This window comes from Abyssibacter sp. (assembly GCF_964229365.1).
GTDB lineage: Bacteria > Pseudomonadota > Gammaproteobacteria > Nevskiales > OUC007 > Abyssibacter.
In genome coordinates, this window is record NZ_CAXRDQ010000005.1 from 53493 (window position 1) to 74269 (window position 20777).

Here is a 20777-nt window from a genome sequence, read left to right on the forward strand (position 1 = left end):
TCCGTCTACGCACGGTCTCCAGTCGCGGCCCGTCGTGCATCATCTGCGTCGTCGCCGCACCCCGAAGATAAGCGGGAGCAATGCCAACGTCCAGGCGCCTGAGCCACCGCCACCACCAGAGTCATTCCCGCCTCCGCCACCCGTGGCATTGGGTGTGGCCTGAACCTGCAAAACGTAATCCCCGGTGACCGACTGATCGAACCCACGGATCTCCAGAAAGTAAGTGCCGCGGTTCAGGGTCGTCTCGATGCGGAAGTTGCGTTGAACCCCCAGTTGGATGTCATCGTTTTCGGTGATCAACACGCCGGAGCTGTCGAGCAGCGTGCCGTAGGTATCCGTATCGCCGGTGGTTTCGAGCCGGATATCAGACCGCTCCGAAAGGAAAAATTCGAAATAGTCGAGGTCACCCGAGGTGTTGATCGTCCCCGGTGTCGTCGACGCCGCACTGGTCAGGGTGATACCGGTGGCCGTCTGACGTCGGTTGCCGTGGAGATCGGTGCCCGGATCCCCAGTGACGATGATGGTGATCGCAGTGACATCCGTCCCACCCTGACCGTCGCCCAGCGTGTACTGAAACGATTCGGTCTGTTGCTGGGATGGTCCTAGGTTGGCGATTTCACCCCCCGGCGTATAGCTCAGCGCGCCGTTGGCATCGACTTGCAGCGTAGCCCCGCCGGGCGTCGTCAATGCCATGCCGACATCGCCCGCCTCGCCATCCAGCGCGATCACCGACAACGGATCGCCATCGGCATCGGAGTCCGCACCGGAACCGTTGTCAGCGAGCACATTCTCATTGAGTGTCGCCGTAGACAGCACACCGAAGCCGTCAGGCTGCGCCACGGGGGGACGGTTGCCACCCGCGGCAACCACCTCCACCTCAAAGACGGTGCGCGCGGTGAAAATGCCGTCAGAGACAACGACCGTCACATTGGCCCGCCCGGCGTCCGCGCCCTGCGGCGTAACGTTGACCGTCCGGGAGCCGGCACTGCCACCAAAAACGACGTTCTGGTCAGGCACCAGCGCAGGGTTGTCCGAAGCGGCCGACAGAACAAGCATGCTGTCGGGCGTGGCGCGGTTGTTATCCGTCACCGAAAAATTGACCGGCCCGGTGGATTGCCCCGCCTGGACGACCTGATCGGAGATCATGCCGATTTCGGGCGGCGTATCCACCGCGTGGTTATCGGGGCATCCGATACCCGCAGATAGCGTCCAGCCGATGTCGTCGAACAGACACGATGTCATGTCAACGCCGGAATTGCTGGCGACGCCGGAGGTCGCGAAGGGCTCCATCAACAAGCTCGGGCTTGCCTGGGTGTCCCAATGACTGCCGCTGGAGCCGACATCAAACGGGTCCGGCGTGAACAGCAGTGGCCGGCCTGCGCCGTCGGCGCCGTTCCCGGTGGCCAGACCCTGCGCGGTTGCGCCGGAAATCGACTGCAGGCCGTCAAAGCCGACATTGCGATCGTTAATGATCGAATTGCCGCGCTGGGCCTCAGTCATTTCATCCCAATAACGGTTCTGCGAGTTATCGAAGACCAATCGGTCGAACGCCAGAAACCGGGGATCGGCGAGATTCGTACCGCCATCATCAATACCGGAAAAGAAGCCGAGGCCGTGGCCGAACTCATGCATCACGACGTTGTAGAAATCGATCAGACCACCGGTGTTGTGATCGAAGCCGTAGTAGAACTGAGTACCACTCAGGCAGTTCGGATCGGTATCAACCGCACCGTTGAACTGCGCGGATATATCGGCCAGACCCGGATCAAGATCGTTACCCGCCAGCGCGTTGGCGAGCGCAACCGGATAGAACGTGTCGGCCGCCGGCGCGTTGGCAAAATCTCGGAAAAAACCGTTTGGCCCGGCCGCGCCCAGGGTGCCGGAGTTCGACTCGCAGTCTTCATCCGGGAACGGCGCAAAATTCGCCTCGACGATGATCTCGACATCGCTTTCGAGTATCGAGCCCCACTGCTCCGCTGCCGCGCGAAACACGTTGAGCCGCGCCTCCCCCAGCGTCGTCGCATTGTTTCCGCCGACCGGCGTGAAGGCCGTCGGATCATTGAAGCCCTCGCCGACGGGATCGGTCGGCACAATCGTGATGTTGGCCGCTTGAACAGCACTTCCAGCCGTAGCGAGTGCAATCGCGGCAAGCAGTCTAGTCGTCATCCGTCGCCTCCTCGTAGTCGACCGATCCATCCTCAGCCTTTGTCGCCTCGAGTTTGCGACGGGTCGGGTCTTTGGGACGCATGACACCGACGCCATCGGGCCGAGTCTCAAACGAATAGTTCGGTGACGAGGAGTCTTGGTCACTACCCGTGGCCTTCCTCTCCTGTGCCGGGGGCACCGTCAGTTCGCCCGTTTCAGGATCGATATACGCTCGTTGACCCGCTTGCGTGGCGGTAGGCGCCTCCGAAGAGGCCTTAGCCTGTTCAGACACAGGGGGCTCCTGCTGGGCGCAGGAAACGAGGAGCGCCGCGACGCCCGTCAAAATCAGCTGTCTCATCATGAACATCCATGGATTGCACATGGGGCAAGCCTAGCAAGGCTTGGCGTGAAGCCTCCGTCATCTGTCCACATTCACGAAGGCGGTTGCGATACAATTCGCACTCCGCGCGCTGATCAGATTCAGCGGGTCGTGGCAGAGATCGCATTCAGCGCCTCGTCCCGCGACCAGGCGCGCGGAGCGGTCGCTAGATTGAAGACACGCGCCTGTAGCTCAGCTGGATAGAGTACTGCCCTCCGAAGGAAGAGGTCATCGCTCTGGAGCCGCAAGAGAGAAAACGTCAGAATCACGCTACGCGCCCGTAGCTCAGATGGATAGAGTACTGCCCTCCGAAGGCAGGGGTCGCAGGTTCGAATCCTGCCGGGCGCGCCAAATCAATAACTTAGCGGCGCCAACGCCGTTGTCCGAGTCGCCGCCGCTGACCGCCTCGGAGTTCAGCGGTGACCACTGCCCTAACCCGGTCGCAACGAGCCCAAATCCGGGTTGAGACCAGATTGCGACCATATTGGGACCATGCTGGATTTGGTGGTGATCGCCGGCCAGCAATATTGACCACATCTCTGTTGCGGGCCCGGCTCGTTCTGGACGCTTGATTGGCGGGCGTATCACGCGGCACGGGGCCCACCAAGCCGGCCATCAAGCAGACGTCGTAGTTCGTCAGCCTGTGCCTCTGCCCGATGCCGCTCCTGGACCGCAGCCGCCAGCTCATTGCGGGCTGTCTCAAGCTGCTGCGTCAACGCCGTGGCATCCAGTCGAGCCTGCGCCACGGCCTCTTCCAGTTGGCTAATCTGCAACCCGTGCTCGGCCTGCCTCAGACGCTCGCTTTCCTCCAAAGCCTCAGCCGTGGCCGCGTGCTGTTGCTCCCAATCCAAGTAGAAGCCGAGCGCAAAGTACTCGGCCATTCGAAAGAGACCCTCCGGCGCTCGGGTCTTGGCCTCCTCGAATGTGCATAGCTGGCGCTTGAACCTGCGAAGCTGCACGCCGTTGCGCGACCGGCTCCCCCCGAGTTCGGCACAGACAGCATCAACCGTCGGTACCGAGCCGTCGCGCAGATACATTTCCTGAATGCGTTGGACGATGGACTCATCGTCGTGTGTTTGAGGTCGTGCCATCGGTCACCCCGGTCATTCCGGAATGCTGGCGTTCCGGAACAGCGCTGCGAATGCATGTGTGCGCGTATGGCACACCACTGCGCAGGTGCTGCCAAGGGGGGTGTCCTCTGGAAGTCATCGGATGTGGTCTACGCCGGATATTCCCGCGACTACAGGCTAGCCGATAGCTATCAGCCGAAGTTGGAGCATGCCTGCACTTGAACATGACCTTGCCGAGGACGGCTGACGGGTGTCCGCTCTCGCGCCAGAAGTTCTGTGCCAGAGATCGTGGCGCGGGAATCCTGGCGCAGCGTTCGGAAATTAGAATGGCTTGACTACATCAGAAAAAATAGACTCGTTAACGCGACGTGTAGTCGCCTGACGGGGGCAGGTATGGAAATGCTGGCCGAGCAGCAAGGCATGATCGGCAGTGCTCAAACCTATTCAAACCGTCCGCGGAACCAGGGTAGATCCCGACAGCCATTCTCGGACAGCGGGCCCGCCACGTTTTCTACCGTATTGGTCGGCGACCCGACGCGAACTAGACTGGCGAGAACACCGAAGCGCCGTTTCCGAACGCCCAAACTTTGGACAACCTGATAACCGTTTCACCAGTCTAGACCGAATGGGACTGATCGGCACAACGCCCCTCATTTGAAGCCCCTCGCTGGAGCTATCTGTGGATATAGACAACACCTCGCACGTTCTAACGCCCCGTGGGTGGTGGTTCGGCCTAAGCCGATGTATCAACAACGCAGTACGCGTCAAGGTCGGTCGCAGTTGGAACGAAGATCTGATTACCGAATCGATACTCTCGCGACTCACTCACGACTTTGCGGCCGTCGAACTGTTAGGACCAGATGGCGGTCCCCGGGCCATCCCTTACCGCATGGCGTGGGATGCCTTCAAGCTCTCTGGAACCACGGAACATGCGCACGGCGACATTGCGATTCTCGTGAAACAGACCTTTGCGAGCGGGGCGTATTCGGTTGGTGTTGCTTTCCTCGAAGCCAAGCGCCTTTACCGCGACAGCCAACAATTCAATGGCCTAGACCGGTCGCAGCTAGAACGTCAACTAGGCACCTCATGCGCGCATCGGTTGCTCCTTTACGACTGGAACCCTATCGACATAGGGGCCGAGGACACCCTCGCACTGCAAATGCAGGAAACAGGTCAAGATGCTACCGAGATGGCTGTCTGTCTGCCCACTCCGGTGGCGCTGGGCGTGCAGGATGCCGACCGCGGCTTATATCCGTACGCGCTACCGCTGTCGTACGTACTGGCGACGCGATACCTCCAGGGGATGGAACTCGACACCCACCCGCCAACGGTTGGTGGCCCAACCGAGTTCATAGAGAAACGCGGTGGGGTGAAGTTTCTTTGCGTGGCAAACGTGTCGCACACAATGGACTATCGGCCCGAGCCAAATACTCGGCTCTCGTCAGAGCTCGCACATCGTTACGAACGCCTCAGCGACGACGCAGGGACGCAGAAGGCAGTGCAGAAGCCCCCTCGGTCTGGCGGAGATCAAAGTATCGGCGGAATGAGCTAGATCGCCCGGGCCGTAGAGCCCGCGCCCACATGCCAGGGGTGACAGACATTCTCGAGCGCTTGAGCAACTACGATCCGATGGACGTCACCTGGATAAGCTGAGCGACTCGATCGACGACATCGTCTGGCAAGGCAAAGCCTGAAACGACGAAGAACGTGAACAACACGACTCCCACCCCAAGCCACCTCATTCGACGAAACGACTTCGCTGCCATCTCTGCGGGTTCATCAACTAGCCTGTTGTACTCCGACGTTGCCACGAACTTATAAAGGTGATCGCGCCAGGCACCCCTCGCTTTCTCGCTGAGGACGATTTGGTCCGCACCTAGCTTGGCCACGGTCGTCACATAGGCGACCACCACAACCATCAATGCAAATATGAGGAGAGGAGACGAATCAAAGATCACTCGGGCAGCGACAAGCGATACGCCGATACCGAGAGCTGTGGCTACGGCTGTCGCGAGCTGCGTTGTCAATGTCGAAATACGGGTGATCTCTTCCGTGACAAGCGCCCGCAGGTCAGATAACGCGGCGAGCGCGTCGCGATTGATTTCTTGCAGGACGAACGCATAGGCTCGCTTTGCCGCGTCCATTGAGCGCTCAACCGCGGATAAGACTGCATCTCGTGAAGCACCCTGAGAAAGCTGCCTCGCAATCTCATCGGAAGCCAAGGTATGCTTTGTATCAACGGCTCGCGGATCCTCATAAATCCACTGCGATAACCGGGCAACTCCCAGGTAGTGCTCGTGGGAGAAACTGGTGTCAGATATAGTGGTTCTAACCCGCCTTGATGATCCAAAGACCAACTGATCGGGAGTTCCTAGCACTTCCGATGCCAGGGTCGGTAGAAGCTTCGCTGTCGCAACCGATCGCCACTCGGCGAAAGCAGAACTCTCTTCCGCACCGGGCCCAGCCGATAGGACCAGCCACCGACCTACCGATTCCGTTATCGAGCGCGAGGGGCCAAAGCTCTGAACTGTTCTCCTTGGGTTGCAGAATTCGAATGGCGCGTCGGTCGGGGGAATTAGTTCGGCATCCCACGGTACGAAGTTCGTTGTCCAAGACCGGAAACTCCTCTCTAGGCTGGCTACGCGACAGATCCGAGCGTCGCTCTCAGTTTCTAGCCACTGCCTAAGTCCGGCCATCGTGATCAAGGCAACAATGTTCTCCTGACCCTGCGGCTTTTGAAGCACGACCGATAGTGGACCAATCAGTGCACCTTGATCTGCCCCGAACAACGCATCCACGCGGAGCAACGAATCAGCCGCGTCCTCAACCCGCACGTCCTGCCAAGACTCAACGTCGATTACACGCGCGATTTGCTGCGCGGCACCAAACGCAAGATGTGATATCCGCAGGTAGTCTTTGGTTTCGTCGATGACCGCGCGCTCATTGAGAGACATACGATCGAGCAGAATCGAAAGCTCGATCACAGGAGGCGATCCTCCTCCACTTTTCTAGTTGTGATCAGGATCTCTTCACCACCAGCCGCTGTCGTCGTTCTGCGAACGTTCTGTGAACCGTCTGTATACCGGATTTCCACAGCCTCTCGAGTCTTGATGAGCCGCCGTGGGGCTCGACCAAGAACGCTCCGAGATGGTTGAAACTCCAGACCTGCCAGCTTATTGACTCGAATACGTCTATCCGCCGCCCGGTAAAGCTGCTGTGCCACGTCCTCCCTCTCCGGGGTGCCGGCTCCTGCAAAGACCGCCGCTCTTATTCCGTCCTCGTTGATGTGAGCCAAACCTCGTAGGTGCTCACGTGCGATACGGAATGCGACCGGCAGTCCTCCGTCCGGTAGGAGCTCAGTGCATTGGCTCAAAGCCTCCTTGACCGCCTTCTTGGCGTCCTCCGTCAGATCCGTATCGGAGCGTTCTTTGGCTACGTCGAGAAATCTTCTGAAGTAATCTCCGATGTCCGAGCCCGGCCGAACCCTATCCATAGCTGCAACCGATAAAGAGGCAGTGCCGTCCTCGACCCGAATTACGGCCGACTTCTGAATCGCCCGTTTGTCGGTGACGAACGCTTGCACAATGCGTCTCAGAGAGACCTCTCCGCCCTCGTCTGACTGCTCCAGGACTTCTCTGTAGTCGTACTTGATGAGACAGTAGATTCGTACAGCGTCATCGTCGCACCCGAGCTCGAACACGAAGAAGGCACCATCCGAACTGGACTCTACGTGGTACGAGGAAAACGCGCGAGCTAGTGATTCGCCTGCATGCTCAAACGTGATTGAACCCGCCGCGCGCTGTTCTACGGTTTGCTGAGTGCTCGACCCATCATTAAATCGGTAGACCGGATCGCAGTTTGTGCTCTGGATCCTACTCAAAAAGAATTCTTGATGCTCGGCTACCGGGTATATTTGCGGGTCGAAGCCCTCGCTACCAACCACATGAATGATCATCCCGAGAATTCCCAGGGAAGTGATTTCGTCCTCACGAATTAGTGACATGCTCGGCGGTGCTCGCAGATGCGGATCGGCCAGTAGCATCTCATGGGAGTCACGGAGTTGTCCTTGCCTCGACGCCATCTGCTTTTGGAAGACTCAGACGCAACGATGGCATCCGTTGGCGACCAACCAGCTCAGGCCGCAGCTGATGGCAGCTGGCAGCAGAGTGGACCAACCTGAGATTGCTTGGTCGCCCTGAGTGAGGAAACGAGCTGCTCAGTCGACGTCAATCTGTTGGTTCAGCCGTTGAGGCTTGCCGCCGCTCCTCTGCGAGCGCCTGCCAGACCGCCGAATCACGGCGCGCTTCCGCGAGTTGAGCGCAGGCTTCGTCGAGGCGCCGCGCCAGCGCAGCCCGTTCTTCCCGCAGCGCGTCGATTTCACTGGCCTGCTGTTCGATCAACACGGTCTGCTCCGCGATTCTGGCCTCCAACCCGGTTGAGGTCTCGAGCGATTGCGCAACCACATCATCCACCCACGGCGTGATCTGGTCCCGGGCCAGCGCCAGCCACTCCCTCATTAGCCGCTTATGGCGCATGACGATGCTGGGCGGCAGGTCGGTCCAATCATCAATCGCGTTTGCGACTAGGTCTGTCGCGAACCGGCGGCGGGCATCGACCGCACGCTGGCGCTTGCAGCCGCCTGCAGCGTCGATGATCTCGGCGAGCTTTGGCACTCGGCCGAGGTCTTGGCCCAGGGCCTGGACGCAGCGGTCGAGTTCGGCGTCACTCATGCCGGCGCGGGCGGTATCGGAACGCTCGGAACCGTTCCCTTTGTGATTCGGTCCCATCAGCTCGCCTCCCGGGAATCGAGTGGATCGATGTAACGGCGCTCCGGCCCGTTGGTTCGCAACGTGATGAAGTCTCCGTCGCGTTGGCCCTCCGCGTGCGCGATCGCCTCGTTGTTCATGCAGGCGCTCAGGATGTCGGCCTGACGCACGGTGTACAGCAGCCTTGATGAGCCGCGTTCCTCGCGATGACCACCGATCAGGTAGTCAAGCAGGCGCGCATGCCGCGGCCTACGCTGCGCGAGGATGGAGAACAGGGGCGCAAGGAATTCTCGCCCGGCACGCTCATGGGCAAAGCGGTCTGCCGAATTGCCAAGTGGCAGGGTCTTGCCCAGGTCATGCAGGAGACAAGCAACGCGACCGATGTCGATATCGACGGCGGCCATCGGTTGGCCGACCTGTGCGAGCTGCTCGAACAAGCCGACCGTCTCCAGCGTGTGCATCGCCAGACCGCCCGGAAATGCATGATGATTCTGGCGGCTTGCCGGCTGCTGCAGGAAGGGCCCGAGGATCGTCGGGATGGCGAACACGGTCTCCGACAGATGCCGGAGCTCAACGTCCTCAATCTTGCCGATCTCCACCGTCAGCGCGTCGGCCAGGCGGTTGAGACTCACGGCGTGCGCGCAACCGGGTCGGCCGAACAAGTTCATGGCAGCCACCGGTCCATCTCCCATGTCATCAAGCGACGCTTCAGCGCCTCGCACAGCTCGCTGCGGTCTGCCGCCGTGGCATCTGGATACTCGCATGACAGCCAGATGTGCATGGCGTCGAGGTTGGATTGCTCGTGAGGGATATCCAGCACGACCATCAGTTCCGTTGCAGTCGCCTTGAGGCCCAGCGCCTTGAGCAAGACTGCTGCGAGTCGGCGCAGCCGATTCTGGCGCTCGGACTCGGCGATCATCGCGGGCAGCCAGCCCGCCTCGACGCTCACGCCACACCTCCGGCACGCGCGGTGGACAGGCCACAACCAGCCAACACGCGCTCGAACGCGGAGCCGTCCTGACGGGTTAGGTTGGGTACGTAGCGGCTGTAGGTTTTGAAGAGCATCTCGGTGCTCGTGTGCCCAAGCTGCTTGGCAATCCACTCCGGGTTCTCCCCGCTGGCCAGCCAGAGCGTCGCGGCGGTATGGCGCATCTGATAAGGGCGGCGTTGCGCCAGCTCCAGGTGCCGCAGCAGCGGATACCAGACCCGGTTGCAGAAGTTCTTGTTGTCGACAGGCTGACCAGAACGACTCGCGAACACATAGCCATCCGGATCGGCCTGATCGTTGCAGCGGGCCGCGCGTTCGCTCAACGTGCGGAACACTGGTCCAGACATATCGACGTTGCGCTGCGAGCCGTCAGTCTTCGTGTACTCTGTACGGCCGTGGGAGTAGGTCTCGCGCACCAGTATCTGCCGACGGATCAGGTCGATGTGACGCCAGCGCAGACCGTGAACTTCGCCGCTACGCAGGCCGGTGAGCAGGCGTACCGTGAAGTAGTCGGTGTAGTCCGGCCGCGCGGTGGCGATGAGCAGACCGACTTCATCCATGGTGAACGGATGAATGTCGTGCTTGCGCACCTTCAACCGCTTGATGGCGGTACATGGATTGACGAACCCGTACTGCGCAGCGGCCTCGTCCAGGATGGTCTGCAAGATGCCGACGATCTTGTTGATGGTCGCCGGCGCCCGCGGCTGCCCACTGGCCTTGGTTGCGAGCGCTGCGCGAAACCCCAGCACGGCATCACGATCAATCTCGCCGACCGGCAGATGGCCCAGCGCCGGCAACACGTGCGTCTCCAAGATGTTGCCTACGGATTCGCGATAGCTCTGCCGCCACTCGATCGTCTTGTGTTCGGCCCAGCGGGCCGCAAAGTCGCGCAGCTGCGGCGTCGACCCGGAAGACGGTAGTCCAACCCGACTGAACTGCCGAGCTTTGGGGCTCCCCGGAAACTGCTCTGCGTAATCGAAGGTGCCCAGCGTGATCTCCGCCAGGATCTTGTCCAGCAGACTCTGCATGCGCTTGCGATTGGCCCTCGTGTCTTCGAGGGCGGTGTACTCGCGGCAGCGCACGCCCTGGTAGCGGAAGTCGAAGTAGAGGCGGCCGTTACGGGCGGAGACGCTAGCCATGGCAGACGGCTCCGTTGGCCATCGGAATCGCGCCAGTGGACGGCGCGCTGGCCATGTCGCGCTGGATCGCCTCCCACAGGTAGAGGATCTTGCGGCCGCCGAACGGGCGGATGTAGTGCTGCCCCTCGAGTAGCACCGAGTCTTTCAGGCGCTCGCGGATGGTACGGACGTCGTACTTGATGCGTGCCGACAACTCTTCCGTTGTCAGGTAGGTCGTGCTGCTCATGATCCCTCCTCGTCAGATGTGATTAGAATCGAGCGGAAGTGATCATAACCAATCAGAAATAATCGGTCAAGCCCTATTCCGATCACATTTGATTAGCGAGAAACACAAGTGGATAATCTGGTGCATGATCAGAATCCTGCTCACCCAGCGGCTGGACGACAAAGCGTTCGCTGAAAAACGCCGCATCACCCTCGATGAAGTGGCTGAGCAGACGGGTATCTCACGCGCCACGCTGACCCGGCTCGCGAACAGGCCCGGCTACAACCTCAACATGCACGCGCTCGAAGCGCTATGCCGCTACTTCGCATGTGGGCCAGGGGACTTGTTGCAGCTCGTCGATGACTAGGACGGCCGCGGGATTGCCGCGGCCGTCCTCAATCGTGTCGAGACCTGCTCGAAGGCGTGTCAGCCCCTCCGGTTGTCATCGCGCGAGAGCTGTTCAGCGCGGAGCCGACGAACGCCGTCGCTACTGCGGGGTGCCGAACTCGAACTCCGCGAGTCGCTGGTTGCTCACCCGGGCCTCGTAGGCCCCGATTGCACTGCCCATGAAGATGCGCGTCGTCTGATAGACGAACTTCGACGCGAGCGTTTGTGGCGACACGCCAATCGTTCTGCATAGCGCCGAAATCATCCGGCCGTCGGCCGCATACTCGATCAGTGCAGGGTCGGAACTTGACGAGTAGCGGTAGCCATCGAGTTTGTCCATAGACAACGAGTTGCAGATGTCGCGGTTCACCGGTGTCTTGTAGATCTTGACTTGGCTTCCGCGCCCGCGAGCGAAGTCGATGTAGGCCTGTTCGATCGGATCGATCTCCGAGCTGGTCTGCCGGTAGATCTGGACGATGTCCTTGGTGTAGTCGGCTTCGGTGTGCTGTACGAGCGTCAGGTCCACCACGTTCTTGTAGACGGTAGGTTCCAGACGCCGCCCCCACGCGGGCTTTTCGACCGCGGCCATCGCCGCCGCCAGTGCCGAGTCTTCGGATGACGCAATGCGCTTCTGCATGCGAGCGTCATTTGCCGCCTGCAGATTCTCTGTGATTTGGTCCATTCCGTCGGCGATTGATGCACAACCGGTAGCTAGAGCCGCGAAGACGGGCAGAACGCAAAGACGAACGATCAGTTTCATTGAAGTATGCCAAGTACAAAACCGAGCACAGCATATCCCGTTAAGGGATATTTTGGGGTCGGCACTAGCATGCGGTCATGGCACGCCACCGTTGGTCCAGAGAGCGAGAAATCGCAGCAGAGATGCTGCGGAACATGCGGTTGGCGGCATCCCTCAACCAGGCCGAAGTTGCTGCAGCGCTAGGCACGCCCCAGAGCCACGTCTCCAAGTACGAGTCAGGGGAGCGCGGGCTTGAGCTGCATCAGATCAGAGCCGTCTGCAAGGCATGCAACGCAAGCCTTGTTTCGTTCGCTGAAGAGTTCGAAGAACGGATCAAAGCCGGCGTGTAGCGCAGGTTAGTTTGCAGCAACGGCAGCTTACGCTTGGTCCATGAGGAAGGCATTCGACCTCGTGCGTACACTGTCTGAATCGGTTTGACACATCTAGTGGAATACTGGCTGTTTTGTTCGGGACGCTTGGGCGACTCTCACAGAGGATATCCATCATGCCAGCCGCTAGCGTGAATTTTCTTTTGCCATTCAAAGACCTCGGCTGTGTCGACATATTGCAACGTTCTGCCTACATCGCAAGTGGGCCGGCCGCAGTCACTCTTGTTGCTGGACTCGTAGCACTTGCACTTGGCGGACCCGCCGAGCGTTATCTGGCGGAAGCCATCCGAGGGCAGTTTGCGCCGGACCTACTTAACCTGATCAGCGTCGTGTCTCTTGGGCTCGTCGGACTAAGCGGAATCGCACCGCGCTGGCGAGGTTACCGTGACGTTGGGCTCTTGATCGCAGCTGGGACAGCCGGCGTCACCTTCGATTACTTATCATTCGCCATTGGTGTTCTGCTCGACCTGAGAAGTGGTCGCCGACCGGCCCGGCCGCGGCTTCTGGAAGTGCCACAAGATCCTGCGCAGGCGAGGCCATCGGTGGAATCACAAGCGGGTGTATCGCGTGTACAAGGCCATGAGGCTGCACCTGCGCCGGCCGGCCAAGCGCCGCCTGCCCAAGCGCGAACGAGTGGCGCTGTACGTGCCGCACATGCCCGACACGGTCTGGTCCGCCGACTTCATGACCGATGCGCTCTACAACAGCCGGAGCTTTCGCACCTTCAACGTCGTCGACGATTTCAACCGCGAGGCCCTGCACATCGAGATCGACACGTCGATCACATCCGAGCGCCTGGTGCGCATCTTCCAGCGCCTGCAGGCCGAGCACGGCTTGCCGCAGGTGCTACGCACGGACAACGGCCCGGAGTTTCTCGGCGAGGCCTTCACCGCCTGGGCCAAGACCGCCGGCATGGCGATCCAGTACATCCAGCCCGGAAAGCCCAACCAGAACGCCTACGTGGAGCGCTTCAACCGGACTTACCGCGCTGAGCTGCTCGACCAACACCTGTTTGCGTCACTCGACGATGTCCGCGAAGCCACGTACTGGTGGATGATCGAATACAACGAAGACCGACCGCACGACTCACTGGGCGACCGAACGCCCGCCGAAGCCCGTCAACAAGCAGCCAGAGTCTCTACTTTCGATGTGTCGCCTTGACGGGGAAGCTTACGGTATGGCCCCACTCAAATTTGGCGATGTTTTACAACATCGACCCATATTGATACGTGTTACTGAAAAGGCATTGTGAACTAAGCGGCACCACTTAAGCAAAAACCGTGGCCAGGTTGGCTGCACGCTATGCGATAGTGTAGCGTTGCGCTATGTAGCCAAGCCGCATTAATCCCTGCGGTGCTTCAGCTAACTGGCCTACTGGCGTGTGGTTATTGTTCGTTAACTCGATTATTGGTCACGAAAGAATTAGTCTTGGAGGTGAAGGGATGGCCTATAAGCCGCCGACAATAAGTGGAATTGGTATACGGAGAGACTTCCCAAAAGCCCCACTTATTCGTTCATTGGACGAAATGCAAAATTGCCAGACAAGTACTTATCGCGAGCCTATCGTTCCGGTTCGGTCAGCTCGGGTGGCAATAGCCAACTATGACGCGCTGGTGCATGACTTCCCCGGATTGCGCACAAAGAAGTTTCAGAAGATGTATGAAAATTTCTTCTGTAAAACATGCAGGGCAACTGGCGAACTCTGTGCGCTCGCGTTAGACGAATGGATTTTGGACAATGCCGCCTTCGTTTCATTGCAGCAAAGTGCGAGCGAAGGCGTGAATTCACCAATTAAATGTGGACCACCCATCGAAAGGGCAGTCAGACCCACTAGATATGGCCGAGCATTTGTGCTGCCAGTTGAGAAAGTATGGGGAGGGGGTACTGGTGCGAGGTTCTTGGACATGAAAGGAGTAGGAGTAGCGCCAGGCGCCATTGCTACTCAAACTCCTTATTCAAATGGATTGGAGTATCTCGGAGTATCCTTAGGCGATTATTTCTATGCATGGCTGCTGGATCGAATTTTTCGCAGGACCGAACCAGGATACTCAACCGTTCCGGTTTACGCGGTCATTGACTTAGGTTTCGACATTGTAGGGGGCTGGCACGGAACCGGTCCTGCCGCTGCGACGGTTCGCAGGGCCCATTCGCGTCACCCGCACGGTTATGACTTCCCAAGAAGCGGCAGTGAAGAAGAAACGGTGCGGCTCCACATCGAACTGATCCTGAGGTCCTACGGCCTTTCGACGGCAGCACCATCCCTGGCTTACGAGTTGTCTAACGATGAAACAACGCTCATCTATGGGGGTAAGCCAGTCGCTATTACTAGCGACAGGGCGAGAAAAAAGGCTCTGCAAATCGCACAAATCTGTAGAGAAGGGCCTCTTGAAATGATAAATTTGCAGCTAGCGAATGCCGCAACTTGGGAACCAAAGGCGGCTCAACTAGTCGATTTTGGCCACGTCCACGCGCGCGACAAGTTTAACCACCCTCTTGGCTCACCTACTTACGATTCTCTCCTCGGCGTAGCGCGCACCATTAGCCCGAACGATGCGGAATTCGTGCAACCGCAAGCCGGTTTGGAAGTTGGTCAAAACTTATTTCGAAGATCTTCGGTCAATGCGTTTGGATTTTATGCCGCTCAAGCATTTCGCGACAATAGATATAATCGCAAAGACCTTGAATTATTGTTAAGGCTCGCATGCATTCAGGCGTTACGAGGCTCAGCCAGAACAAATGGTATCAAGTACACCTGGATTAATAGTTGCAGACCGAACATTTCAACTACGACCTCTCTTTGATTAGACTATAGGCAAAATGGGATTTCAACATGTTCGATCTACTTCTCCTGTAGCTCATTCATGTTAACGACCTGATCCGCAATCTTGAGAGTTTCACGTCGATGAGTTATCAAAATTCTAGTCATTCTCAATCTACCCAAAGAGTGATGTATTTCTTCCTCTCGTTCGCCATCGACGTGGCAAGTAGCCTCATCCAAGAATAATATACGTGGACGAGCGTATAGAGCTCGTGCCAACAGCACTCTTTGTTTCTGGCCGCCTGAGAGGACTGTCCCCATATCCCCCACGAGTGTCGCATAGCCCATGGGCATAGCAACAATTTCGTCATGAATCGCCGCTGCCTTAGCGCATTCTTCTATTCGAGAATAATCCGGCCTCTCATGAAAAAATGAAATATTCTCAGCTAAGCTACCGGCAAGCAATGAATCTTCTTGCATAACACTGGCGACTCTTGACCTATAAGATCTTAGATCACACTGGCTAATGTCGTTTCCGTCAACCAATACTGCACCGCTTGACGGTTCGAGCAGCCCCATCATCACCTTGATCAGTGTGGTTTTGCCACTCCCTGACGGCGAGAATATTGCCAAGCATTGACCGGCCTCAACATTTATACTCAGATTCTGGAAGACATACGGACTGCCAATGGTATACCTGTATGAGATATTCTTCGCTGATATCTGCCCTGCAGTCGGAACCACCTTTCTACCGATAGGTTCTTCGTACCCTCGTTCAGACTCGGACAGCACAATGTCTGCGATTCTGTCCAAGTGAACTGATAAAAGGCGGAACTGCAGAAACTTGTCCACAAGTCCAAGAGTTCGCGAGCTGAATTGTCCCTGATATGCTAGAAAGGCGACCAGCATCCCAATAGAGAACCCCCCTTCAATTACTTGGTGTGCAGCCAACGCCACTACGAATATGCCTTGTAGAGAAAAAATCAAACGACTCACCAGCCGCTGCCCTGCATCGTACGCCTCTGCAACTGCTGAGCTCCTAATTGCTCTACTAGTCTTTGTCAACCAAGCTGATTCGCGGTTTGCTTCCCGCGCGTAGCACTTAATTGTCATAATACCGCGTAGCGTTTCCAGGAGATGGCTGCTTTGTCTCGCCTTCTCTACTATCGAAGCCATTTCAGCATCGCGCTGGTATGCGTAGAGAACACGCCTAATTAGTGCATAAACAAAGACGGCTGCAAGAGAAACAAGGGCAAGTTTGACTGAATAAGCAAGCATAACTGCTGCAATGGCAATCCCCATAATCCCATCTATGAACACTTCCAGTACCGTGTTTGTTGCCAAATCCTGGACTGCTGCCACAGAGCGAAAGCGCGACTGAATATCTCCAAGGTGCCTCTTTTCAAAATAATTTAAGGGCAACCTTAGCAAGTGATGCAATACTCTTCCTGCCCAGGAAAATTGCAGATGTGCACCAAAGTAAATCATCAAAAACGCCCGGAGTGACGCAACGGCCACCTCCAGCACGGCGAGCAAAGAAAATACAACCACTAATAATGTAAGCAGCCCCCAGTCTTGGGAGGGAACTACTTCGTCGATTACTAGCTGACTGAAAAATGGAAGAGCAAGCCCTACAGTCTGGAGAGCCAGAGATAGCGAAATTAGTTTTACAGCCGCACGGCGCACGCCCCTAACGCCGTTGAAGAAAGAAGAAAAGCGCAACTCTGTCCGCACTTTCTCCTCTTCAAAAGAGTCAAGTGGCACTAATTCGAGGGCAACTCCGGTGAAGTGCCCGGATAGCTCACGCATCGAGACCTGGCGACGCCCGATAGAAGGATCTATGATTCGTGCCCCGCGCTTGGTGAGCTTTTCCAGAACTACGAAGTGGTCCATATCCCAGTGCAAAATGCATGGCAAGTTGATCTGGCCAAGATCAATTGGTTCTAATCGAAGTGCTCTAGCTCCAAAATCCAGCCTTGCCGCAAATTGAATCAGTTCTGCGAGCGTCGTTCCGCGACTGGACACTTCCATTAGCCGTCTCAACTGCCCCAGGCTAAGCCGCTTTCTATGATATCCCGCAATGACCGCTAAGCAAGCCAAGCCGCACTCTGCTGCTTCTGTCTGAAGAACAACCGGCGCGCGTCCTCCCCAGGTTAATAGCGGTGTGTCGAACCAGTTTAAATTAGACATTAAAGAATTTTGCGGCCAACTGCGTAGATAGGATCCAAAATCCACTGAACGATCGGTCGAGAGCCCTGATTTATGTCAGCTTTAAGTGTTAACCCATTCTTAAGTGCAATTTCTGTCCCGTATGCATGAATCACTTGTTCCGTAAGATCTGCAGTTGCTAATAAGGAAGGCTCCAAAGTAATGAGCGGCCCAACAGATTCGTGCGCAGCTAAAATTCTTTGGGTGGGCGTGTTCAGCACAGCCGCAATGAAACCAAATTTCTGATATGGATACGCATCAATGCGAAGATGGACGGTCGCACCAGGCTCAATAAAGCCTGCCACCCTCGTTGGAATTACCAAGAATGCTTGAAGCGACGCACTATGCGGCACCACATCGAGAATTCTATCCCCCGATGACAATGTATCACCTTGATTGACGAATATCGCTGAAACAACTCCTGAGGTTTCTGCAACTATGACCGCTTTCTCGGCACTTTGCGTTTCAACTATTGCTCTATTTACGCCCTCCAACTCTCCCTGTGTCTCCATGATCGAAAGTTCAGCTTCAATAGGGATTGAATTGAGTTCAGCGCGAATCCTATCTCCTCTTGCCAGTAGTTCGGCAAGTCGCAATCGTTGGGTATTTGCCTCCTGCTGTGCGTCCAACAATTGATTGGCCGCCAAGTCCACCTCAGTGAGAGAAATTGCACCCTGCGCAAGCAGGGTCTTTTGACGCACCAGCTGGGATGACAATATATCGACGCGTGCTTCGGCCCCCGCAACCAAGACCTTCGCTTTTCCAGACTGCACTTCATAATGCTGCAGCTCCTCAATTGAAACCTGGATCGCTATAGTTTCCAAGTATCGCTGGTATGCTATTTTCTTTAACAATCGATCTCTTGATCTCTCTAGAATACTCAGAATCTTATTCTCTGCGGCCGAAGTGCCATCCGATGGTCGGCTTACATCCAGGACTGCAATTATGTCTCCTTCCTGGACATCATCTCCTTCGGTGATCCTGAGGTCTATTACACGCCCACCTCGCGCGCTCCGAATGCGAGCTTGACCAGGAGAGTATAGAAGCACTCCATCGACTGTTGCTCGCCGGTTGTACTCGCCCGAGACGATTGTGAGTAAGAGACCAAAAACTACAGAGACTATTATTACTACAAGCCATGAAGCGATCCGAGCTCCGGGAAGAACAGAACCTTCAAAGAAGCGATCAGTTCGACGTTGCATAACTTCTTTTCTAAAGAGAATAACTACATCCCCATGTGTCCCGTAAGCTACCCCGCTTCGCACTCAAGAGTCCGAGTAAGCTAATTTTCAGGTTAGCATGGCCTCAACACTTTAATCCCGAGAAAGTTATGTGCGTAGTCAGCCATAAGGCGCTCCTTGTCAGCGGAATATCCATAATACTTGACACCCCTCCTAGTCAGCGTTGCCTGATCTCCTAAGTATTCGCCGGCAAGAGCCACGCCGGGCTGAGCAAACCTTTGGTCTCCGAAAAGGCAATCTGAAGCACGCAGCTCTAGAATTCTATTCGCCGAAGTGTAATAGTTTTTGGTCGCATGCATTAAAAGCACCTTCCCGCTTCGCACCCAAGCGACGCCAGCGTGGCAGACAAAAAACTGCTTATGGAGTCCACTTTTGTCCTCTGCGCCGTGAGTAAACAGAATTATGTCGCCCGACTTAAAATGATTTGCCGGAATTTGTTTTATCCGCTGAGCGGGAATTACGCTTGTTTTAATCTCATGCTCTGGGAATCGAGGATAGATAGTCTCTTGTAGAATATCTCGATCTGCTGGACGAGAGAAGGGCTTCAATTTCATTCTTACATATATCAGATTTGCGCTACCAACAATTTCTTCAGTGACATCCTCCAAAAAACCGACGTTTATACAATTTAGAACAAGAGACTCATAAGCGAAATCAAAAAAGTTGCCATATTGAGCATTATTCTCAAGCAACCCACGGTCGTTAGATCGATATCTAATTTTATAAAGTCTTTGAACGTATGATCGGAAATTTTCTGCATTGGCCAAGGCAAGCACATTGTAGATAAACGTTATGCAATCAAATGATGCAAGTCTTACGCGCAGGGCATTTTCCCCTACAGGCTGCAGTGCTGACTCATATCCGAACGGTGTACCTACAAACTTCCACGACCAGTATGCCAATCGGCCACTCGGTGGAATTTCACTGTCCTGCATTCTAAGAAGCGCCGTTGACAGCCCTTCTTCTGTCCACCTACCTAGTTCTAGGGAACAAGCGAGGCTGTAACTTCCTGTATCTATGGTTGTCAAGTTTGTCTGAAAATTCAAGGGATGTCTCGGTTCTAAACATACGCAAGGCGATTATTTGATCACATATATTGAATTGAGTTTAGCCCCGAATCGCGCTTACTTAAGTTTTTCCGGGTACCGATAAGTTCCACTATTCTAACGCGCGTGTTCCCTTGTTCCTGCGAGAAGCGGAATGTGTTTGGGTCGTCATTTTACGGTTCTTGGCTCGACTCGGTCTGGCCGGTTAGCCAAGCACTGTAGCGCAATAAGTACGAGTAGCTGATCAAAGCACTCATCAAGCGGTGCGAATTGGTGACTCCAGATCATCCGAAACTGAACAGTGTGCTTGAAGCAGAGTTGATGTAGCAGGATATCGGCCTGCTACTCTAAATCGGAGGGGCGTTAGCTGTAAACTAGAAGGCCAATTCGCCACTGTTTCTGATTCATCTGAGTACTCATGCGCTTTCCGGAATCATGCCGGTGGATAGACAGATCAACGCACTGACGCGGGCAATCGGGAAACCTAGGCCGGGTTCTGATGTGATGGCTACGGATTACCAGGCCTGATTGGCAGGCGTATCTGGTGGCATCGTCACGGTGGAGCCATCCAATAGTTTGACGGTCCGTCCATGCCATTCATTGCCACTTTTTCCGGTGTTCGCTTCGCAGCCAGGAACCTAGTTTGGCGCACCAGCGACCCGATCAGCGCCAAAGTCAGGGGTTTGCGCGTTTTGCAGAGGGCACCGGCCGAGGCCGAGGCGCTACAGGGTGGTAACCCGTGAACCAGCTGTTCCAAAGCGTGGCGATTGACCGGGGCCTGATACGAAGCATCCGGGTTGCGTGCCTGCCTCATGAACAGCGCCAAGGTTTGCGTTGGCGCGAACAGACGCTCGTGATATGTGACGTCCCCCCGTCTTCAGTAGCACTCAACACTGGAATCAAAGGGTAAATTATCAGCCTACTTCGCAAGCTGTTTGGCGTACTGAGCGGGTGTTAGCCCGCCCAATGATTTCTTGGGCCGTTCGCGGTTGTATTCTTGTCGCCAGGTCTCGATGAGCCGCTTGGCGTGTTCGAGACTCACAAACCAGTGCTCGTTCAGGCATTCGTCTCGAAAGCGGCCGTTGAATGATTCTATATAGGCGTTCTGCTGTGGTTTGCCGGGCTGAATTTGCTTGAGCTCGACTCCGATATCTCCGGCCCACTGCAGCATGGCTTGGTCGTGTCCCCGGACGTGGTGTAAGAGTGGCCACCGTGCCCCGCGGTAATCTGAGGTTTCTTGACGACCTTAGACAACCGAAAGAGGGACACGATGACCGACGACAGGATGGCGCTGCGCGCGCTGCTTGAAAAGGGTTC

At 56.4% G+C, this 20777-nt stretch carries 18 protein-coding genes, 1 tRNA gene and 3 pseudogenes; 6 read left to right on the forward strand and 16 right to left on the reverse strand.

Translation table 11 applies throughout. The annotated features are described in order from the left end of the window. Positions 1–39 precede the first annotated feature (39 nt). Complete coding sequence (locus tag ACE1EY_RS00785) at positions 40–2166, reverse strand: Ig-like domain-containing protein (protein WP_291514360.1); 2127 nt, start codon at positions 2164–2166, stop codon at positions 40–42. Continuing rightward, on the reverse strand, positions 2156–2437 hold the full coding sequence (locus ACE1EY_RS00790; RefSeq protein ID WP_291514361.1) for a post-PEP-CTERM-1 domain-containing protein: 282 nt from the start codon (positions 2435–2437) through the stop codon (positions 2156–2158). The genes ACE1EY_RS00785 and ACE1EY_RS00790 overlap by 11 nt, the downstream gene beginning before the upstream one ends. A gap of 361 nt (positions 2438–2798) precedes the next feature. Between ACE1EY_RS00790 and ACE1EY_RS00795 the strand changes: the two genes are divergently transcribed. Beyond that, positions 2799–2875 (forward strand) — tRNA-Arg (locus ACE1EY_RS00795). A 233-nt stretch (positions 2876–3108) separates the two neighbouring features. Here the strand turns inward: ACE1EY_RS00795 and ACE1EY_RS00800 are convergent. Next, positions 3109–3615 carry a DNA-binding protein gene (locus ACE1EY_RS00800; RefSeq protein WP_370299207.1) on the reverse strand — a complete coding sequence of 169 codons (507 nt, stop codon included), beginning with the start codon at positions 3613–3615 and terminating at the stop codon, positions 3109–3111. Positions 3616–4273: 658 nt separating this feature from the next. Between ACE1EY_RS00800 and ACE1EY_RS00805 the strand changes: the two genes are divergently transcribed. Beyond that, positions 4274–5146, forward strand: a complete 873-nt coding sequence (locus tag ACE1EY_RS00805; RefSeq protein ID WP_370299208.1) for a hypothetical protein — start codon at positions 4274–4276, stop codon at positions 5144–5146. A gap of 67 nt (positions 5147–5213) precedes the next feature. Here ACE1EY_RS00805 and ACE1EY_RS00810 read toward each other — a convergent pair whose 3' ends face one another. The 7 genes from ACE1EY_RS00810 to ACE1EY_RS00840 all read right to left on the reverse strand — a co-directional run bounded on the left by ACE1EY_RS00810 (position 5214) and on the right by ACE1EY_RS00840 (position 10713). After that, positions 5214–6578, reverse strand: a complete 1365-nt coding sequence (locus ACE1EY_RS00810) for a hypothetical protein (RefSeq protein ID WP_370299209.1) — start codon at positions 6576–6578, stop codon at positions 5214–5216. Continuing rightward, positions 6575–7597 carry a hypothetical protein gene (locus ACE1EY_RS00815; RefSeq protein WP_370299210.1) on the reverse strand — a complete coding sequence of 341 codons (1023 nt, stop codon included), beginning with the start codon at positions 7595–7597 and terminating at the stop codon, positions 6575–6577. Before ACE1EY_RS00815 ends, ACE1EY_RS00810 begins: the two co-directional genes overlap by 4 nt. 223 nt (positions 7598–7820) lie before the next feature. Continuing rightward, a complete protein-coding gene (locus tag ACE1EY_RS00820; RefSeq protein WP_370299211.1) occupies positions 7821–8381 on the reverse strand; it encodes a hypothetical protein in 561 nt (186 codons plus the stop codon). After that, the gene (locus tag ACE1EY_RS00825) at positions 8381–9028 is read right to left on the reverse strand and encodes an HD domain-containing protein (protein WP_373928022.1); all 648 of its coding nucleotides are present in this window, start codon (positions 9026–9028) and stop codon (positions 8381–8383) included. The genes ACE1EY_RS00820 and ACE1EY_RS00825 overlap by 1 nt, the downstream gene beginning before the upstream one ends. Next, positions 9025–9309 carry a hypothetical protein gene (locus ACE1EY_RS00830; RefSeq protein ID WP_347204965.1) on the reverse strand — a complete coding sequence of 95 codons (285 nt, stop codon included), beginning with the start codon at positions 9307–9309 and terminating at the stop codon, positions 9025–9027. The genes ACE1EY_RS00825 and ACE1EY_RS00830 overlap by 4 nt, the downstream gene beginning before the upstream one ends. Further along, positions 9306–10487: an Arm DNA-binding domain-containing protein gene (locus ACE1EY_RS00835; RefSeq protein ID WP_370299213.1), complete on the reverse strand. Its 1182-nt coding sequence runs from the start codon at positions 10485–10487 to the stop codon at positions 9306–9308. Before ACE1EY_RS00835 ends, ACE1EY_RS00830 begins: the two co-directional genes overlap by 4 nt. Next, complete coding sequence (locus tag ACE1EY_RS00840; RefSeq protein ID WP_347204968.1) at positions 10480–10713, reverse strand: hypothetical protein; 234 nt, start codon at positions 10711–10713, stop codon at positions 10480–10482. Before ACE1EY_RS00840 ends, ACE1EY_RS00835 begins: the two co-directional genes overlap by 8 nt. Before the next feature lie 124 nt (positions 10714–10837). On the opposite strand from ACE1EY_RS00840, the gene ACE1EY_RS00845 reads away from it, so the two are divergent. Next, positions 10838–11059: a helix-turn-helix transcriptional regulator gene (locus tag ACE1EY_RS00845; RefSeq protein WP_347204970.1), complete on the forward strand. Its 222-nt coding sequence runs from the start codon at positions 10838–10840 to the stop codon at positions 11057–11059. 120 nt (positions 11060–11179) lie between these two features. Here ACE1EY_RS00845 and ACE1EY_RS00850 read toward each other — a convergent pair whose 3' ends face one another. Beyond that, entirely contained in the window at positions 11180–11716 is a 537-nt protein-coding gene (locus ACE1EY_RS00850) for a hypothetical protein (protein WP_370299214.1), read from the reverse strand. 245 nt (positions 11717–11961) lie between these two features. Here ACE1EY_RS00850 and ACE1EY_RS00855 point away from each other — a divergent pair, with 245 nt between their 5' ends. From ACE1EY_RS00855 to ACE1EY_RS00865, 3 genes and pseudogenes are all read left to right on the forward strand, one after another. After that, positions 11962–12168, forward strand: a complete 207-nt coding sequence (locus ACE1EY_RS00855; RefSeq protein ID WP_370299220.1) for a helix-turn-helix domain-containing protein — start codon at positions 11962–11964, stop codon at positions 12166–12168. 513 nt (positions 12169–12681) lie between these two features. After that, positions 12682–13368, forward strand: a pseudogene (locus ACE1EY_RS00860) (IS3 family transposase); the annotation flags it as partial. A gap of 281 nt (positions 13369–13649) precedes the next feature. Continuing rightward, positions 13650–15008, forward strand: a complete 1359-nt coding sequence (locus ACE1EY_RS00865; protein ID WP_370299215.1) for a hypothetical protein — start codon at positions 13650–13652, stop codon at positions 15006–15008. A gap of 38 nt (positions 15009–15046) precedes the next feature. Here the strand turns inward: ACE1EY_RS00865 and ACE1EY_RS00870 are convergent, their stop codons facing one another. The 5 genes and pseudogenes from ACE1EY_RS00870 to ACE1EY_RS00890 form a co-directional block, all read right to left on the reverse strand. Further along, positions 15047–17155 carry a peptidase domain-containing ABC transporter gene (locus tag ACE1EY_RS00870; RefSeq protein ID WP_370299216.1) on the reverse strand — a complete coding sequence of 703 codons (2109 nt, stop codon included), beginning with the start codon at positions 17153–17155 and terminating at the stop codon, positions 15047–15049. After that, a complete protein-coding gene (locus ACE1EY_RS00875; RefSeq protein WP_370299221.1) occupies positions 17155–17997 on the reverse strand; it encodes an HlyD family secretion protein in 843 nt (280 codons plus the stop codon). The genes ACE1EY_RS00870 and ACE1EY_RS00875 overlap by 1 nt, the downstream gene beginning before the upstream one ends. Positions 17998–18069: 72 nt before the next feature. After that, positions 18070–18375, reverse strand: a pseudogene (locus tag ACE1EY_RS00880) (biotin/lipoyl-binding protein); the annotation flags it as partial. A gap of 92 nt (positions 18376–18467) precedes the next feature. Next, positions 18468–19460 carry an N-acetylmuramoyl-L-alanine amidase-like domain-containing protein gene (locus ACE1EY_RS00885; protein ID WP_373928023.1) on the reverse strand — a complete coding sequence of 331 codons (993 nt, stop codon included), beginning with the start codon at positions 19458–19460 and terminating at the stop codon, positions 18468–18470. A gap of 919 nt (positions 19461–20379) precedes the next feature. After that, positions 20380–20637 (reverse strand): annotated as a pseudogene (locus tag ACE1EY_RS00890) (transposase); the annotation flags it as partial. Positions 20638–20777 lie beyond the last annotated feature (140 nt).

Coding starts and splice junctions, on each gene's coding strand:
- ACE1EY_RS00800 (WP_370299207.1), bottom strand. CDS start 3,615: ATGGCACGACCTCAAACACACGACGATGAGTCCATCGTCCAACGCATT.
- ACE1EY_RS00835 (WP_370299213.1), bottom strand. CDS start 10,487: ATGGCTAGCGTCTCCGCCCGTAACGGCCGCCTCTACTTCGACTTCCGC.
- ACE1EY_RS00845 (WP_347204970.1), top strand. CDS start 10,838: ATGATCAGAATCCTGCTCACCCAGCGGCTGGACGACAAAGCGTTCGCT.
- ACE1EY_RS00840 (WP_347204968.1), bottom strand. CDS start 10,713: ATGAGCAGCACGACCTACCTGACAACGGAAGAGTTGTCGGCACGCATC.
- ACE1EY_RS00820 (WP_370299211.1), bottom strand. CDS start 8,381: ATGGGACCGAATCACAAAGGGAACGGTTCCGAGCGTTCCGATACCGCC.
- ACE1EY_RS00850 (WP_370299214.1), bottom strand. CDS start 11,716: ATGCAGAAGCGCATTGCGTCATCCGAAGACTCGGCACTGGCGGCGGCG.
- ACE1EY_RS00855 (WP_370299220.1), top strand. CDS start 11,962: ATGCTGCGGAACATGCGGTTGGCGGCATCCCTCAACCAGGCCGAAGTT.
- ACE1EY_RS00815 (WP_370299210.1), bottom strand. CDS start 7,597: ATGTCACTAATTCGTGAGGACGAAATCACTTCCCTGGGAATTCTCGGG.
- ACE1EY_RS00825 (WP_373928022.1), bottom strand. CDS start 9,028: ATGAACTTGTTCGGCCGACCCGGTTGCGCGCACGCCGTGAGTCTCAAC.
- ACE1EY_RS00870 (WP_370299216.1), bottom strand. CDS start 17,155: ATGTCTAATTTAAACTGGTTCGACACACCGCTATTAACCTGGGGAGGA.
- ACE1EY_RS00785 (WP_291514360.1), bottom strand. CDS start 2,166: ATGACGACTAGACTGCTTGCCGCGATTGCACTCGCTACGGCTGGAAGT.
- ACE1EY_RS00865 (WP_370299215.1), top strand. CDS start 13,650: ATGGCCTATAAGCCGCCGACAATAAGTGGAATTGGTATACGGAGAGAC.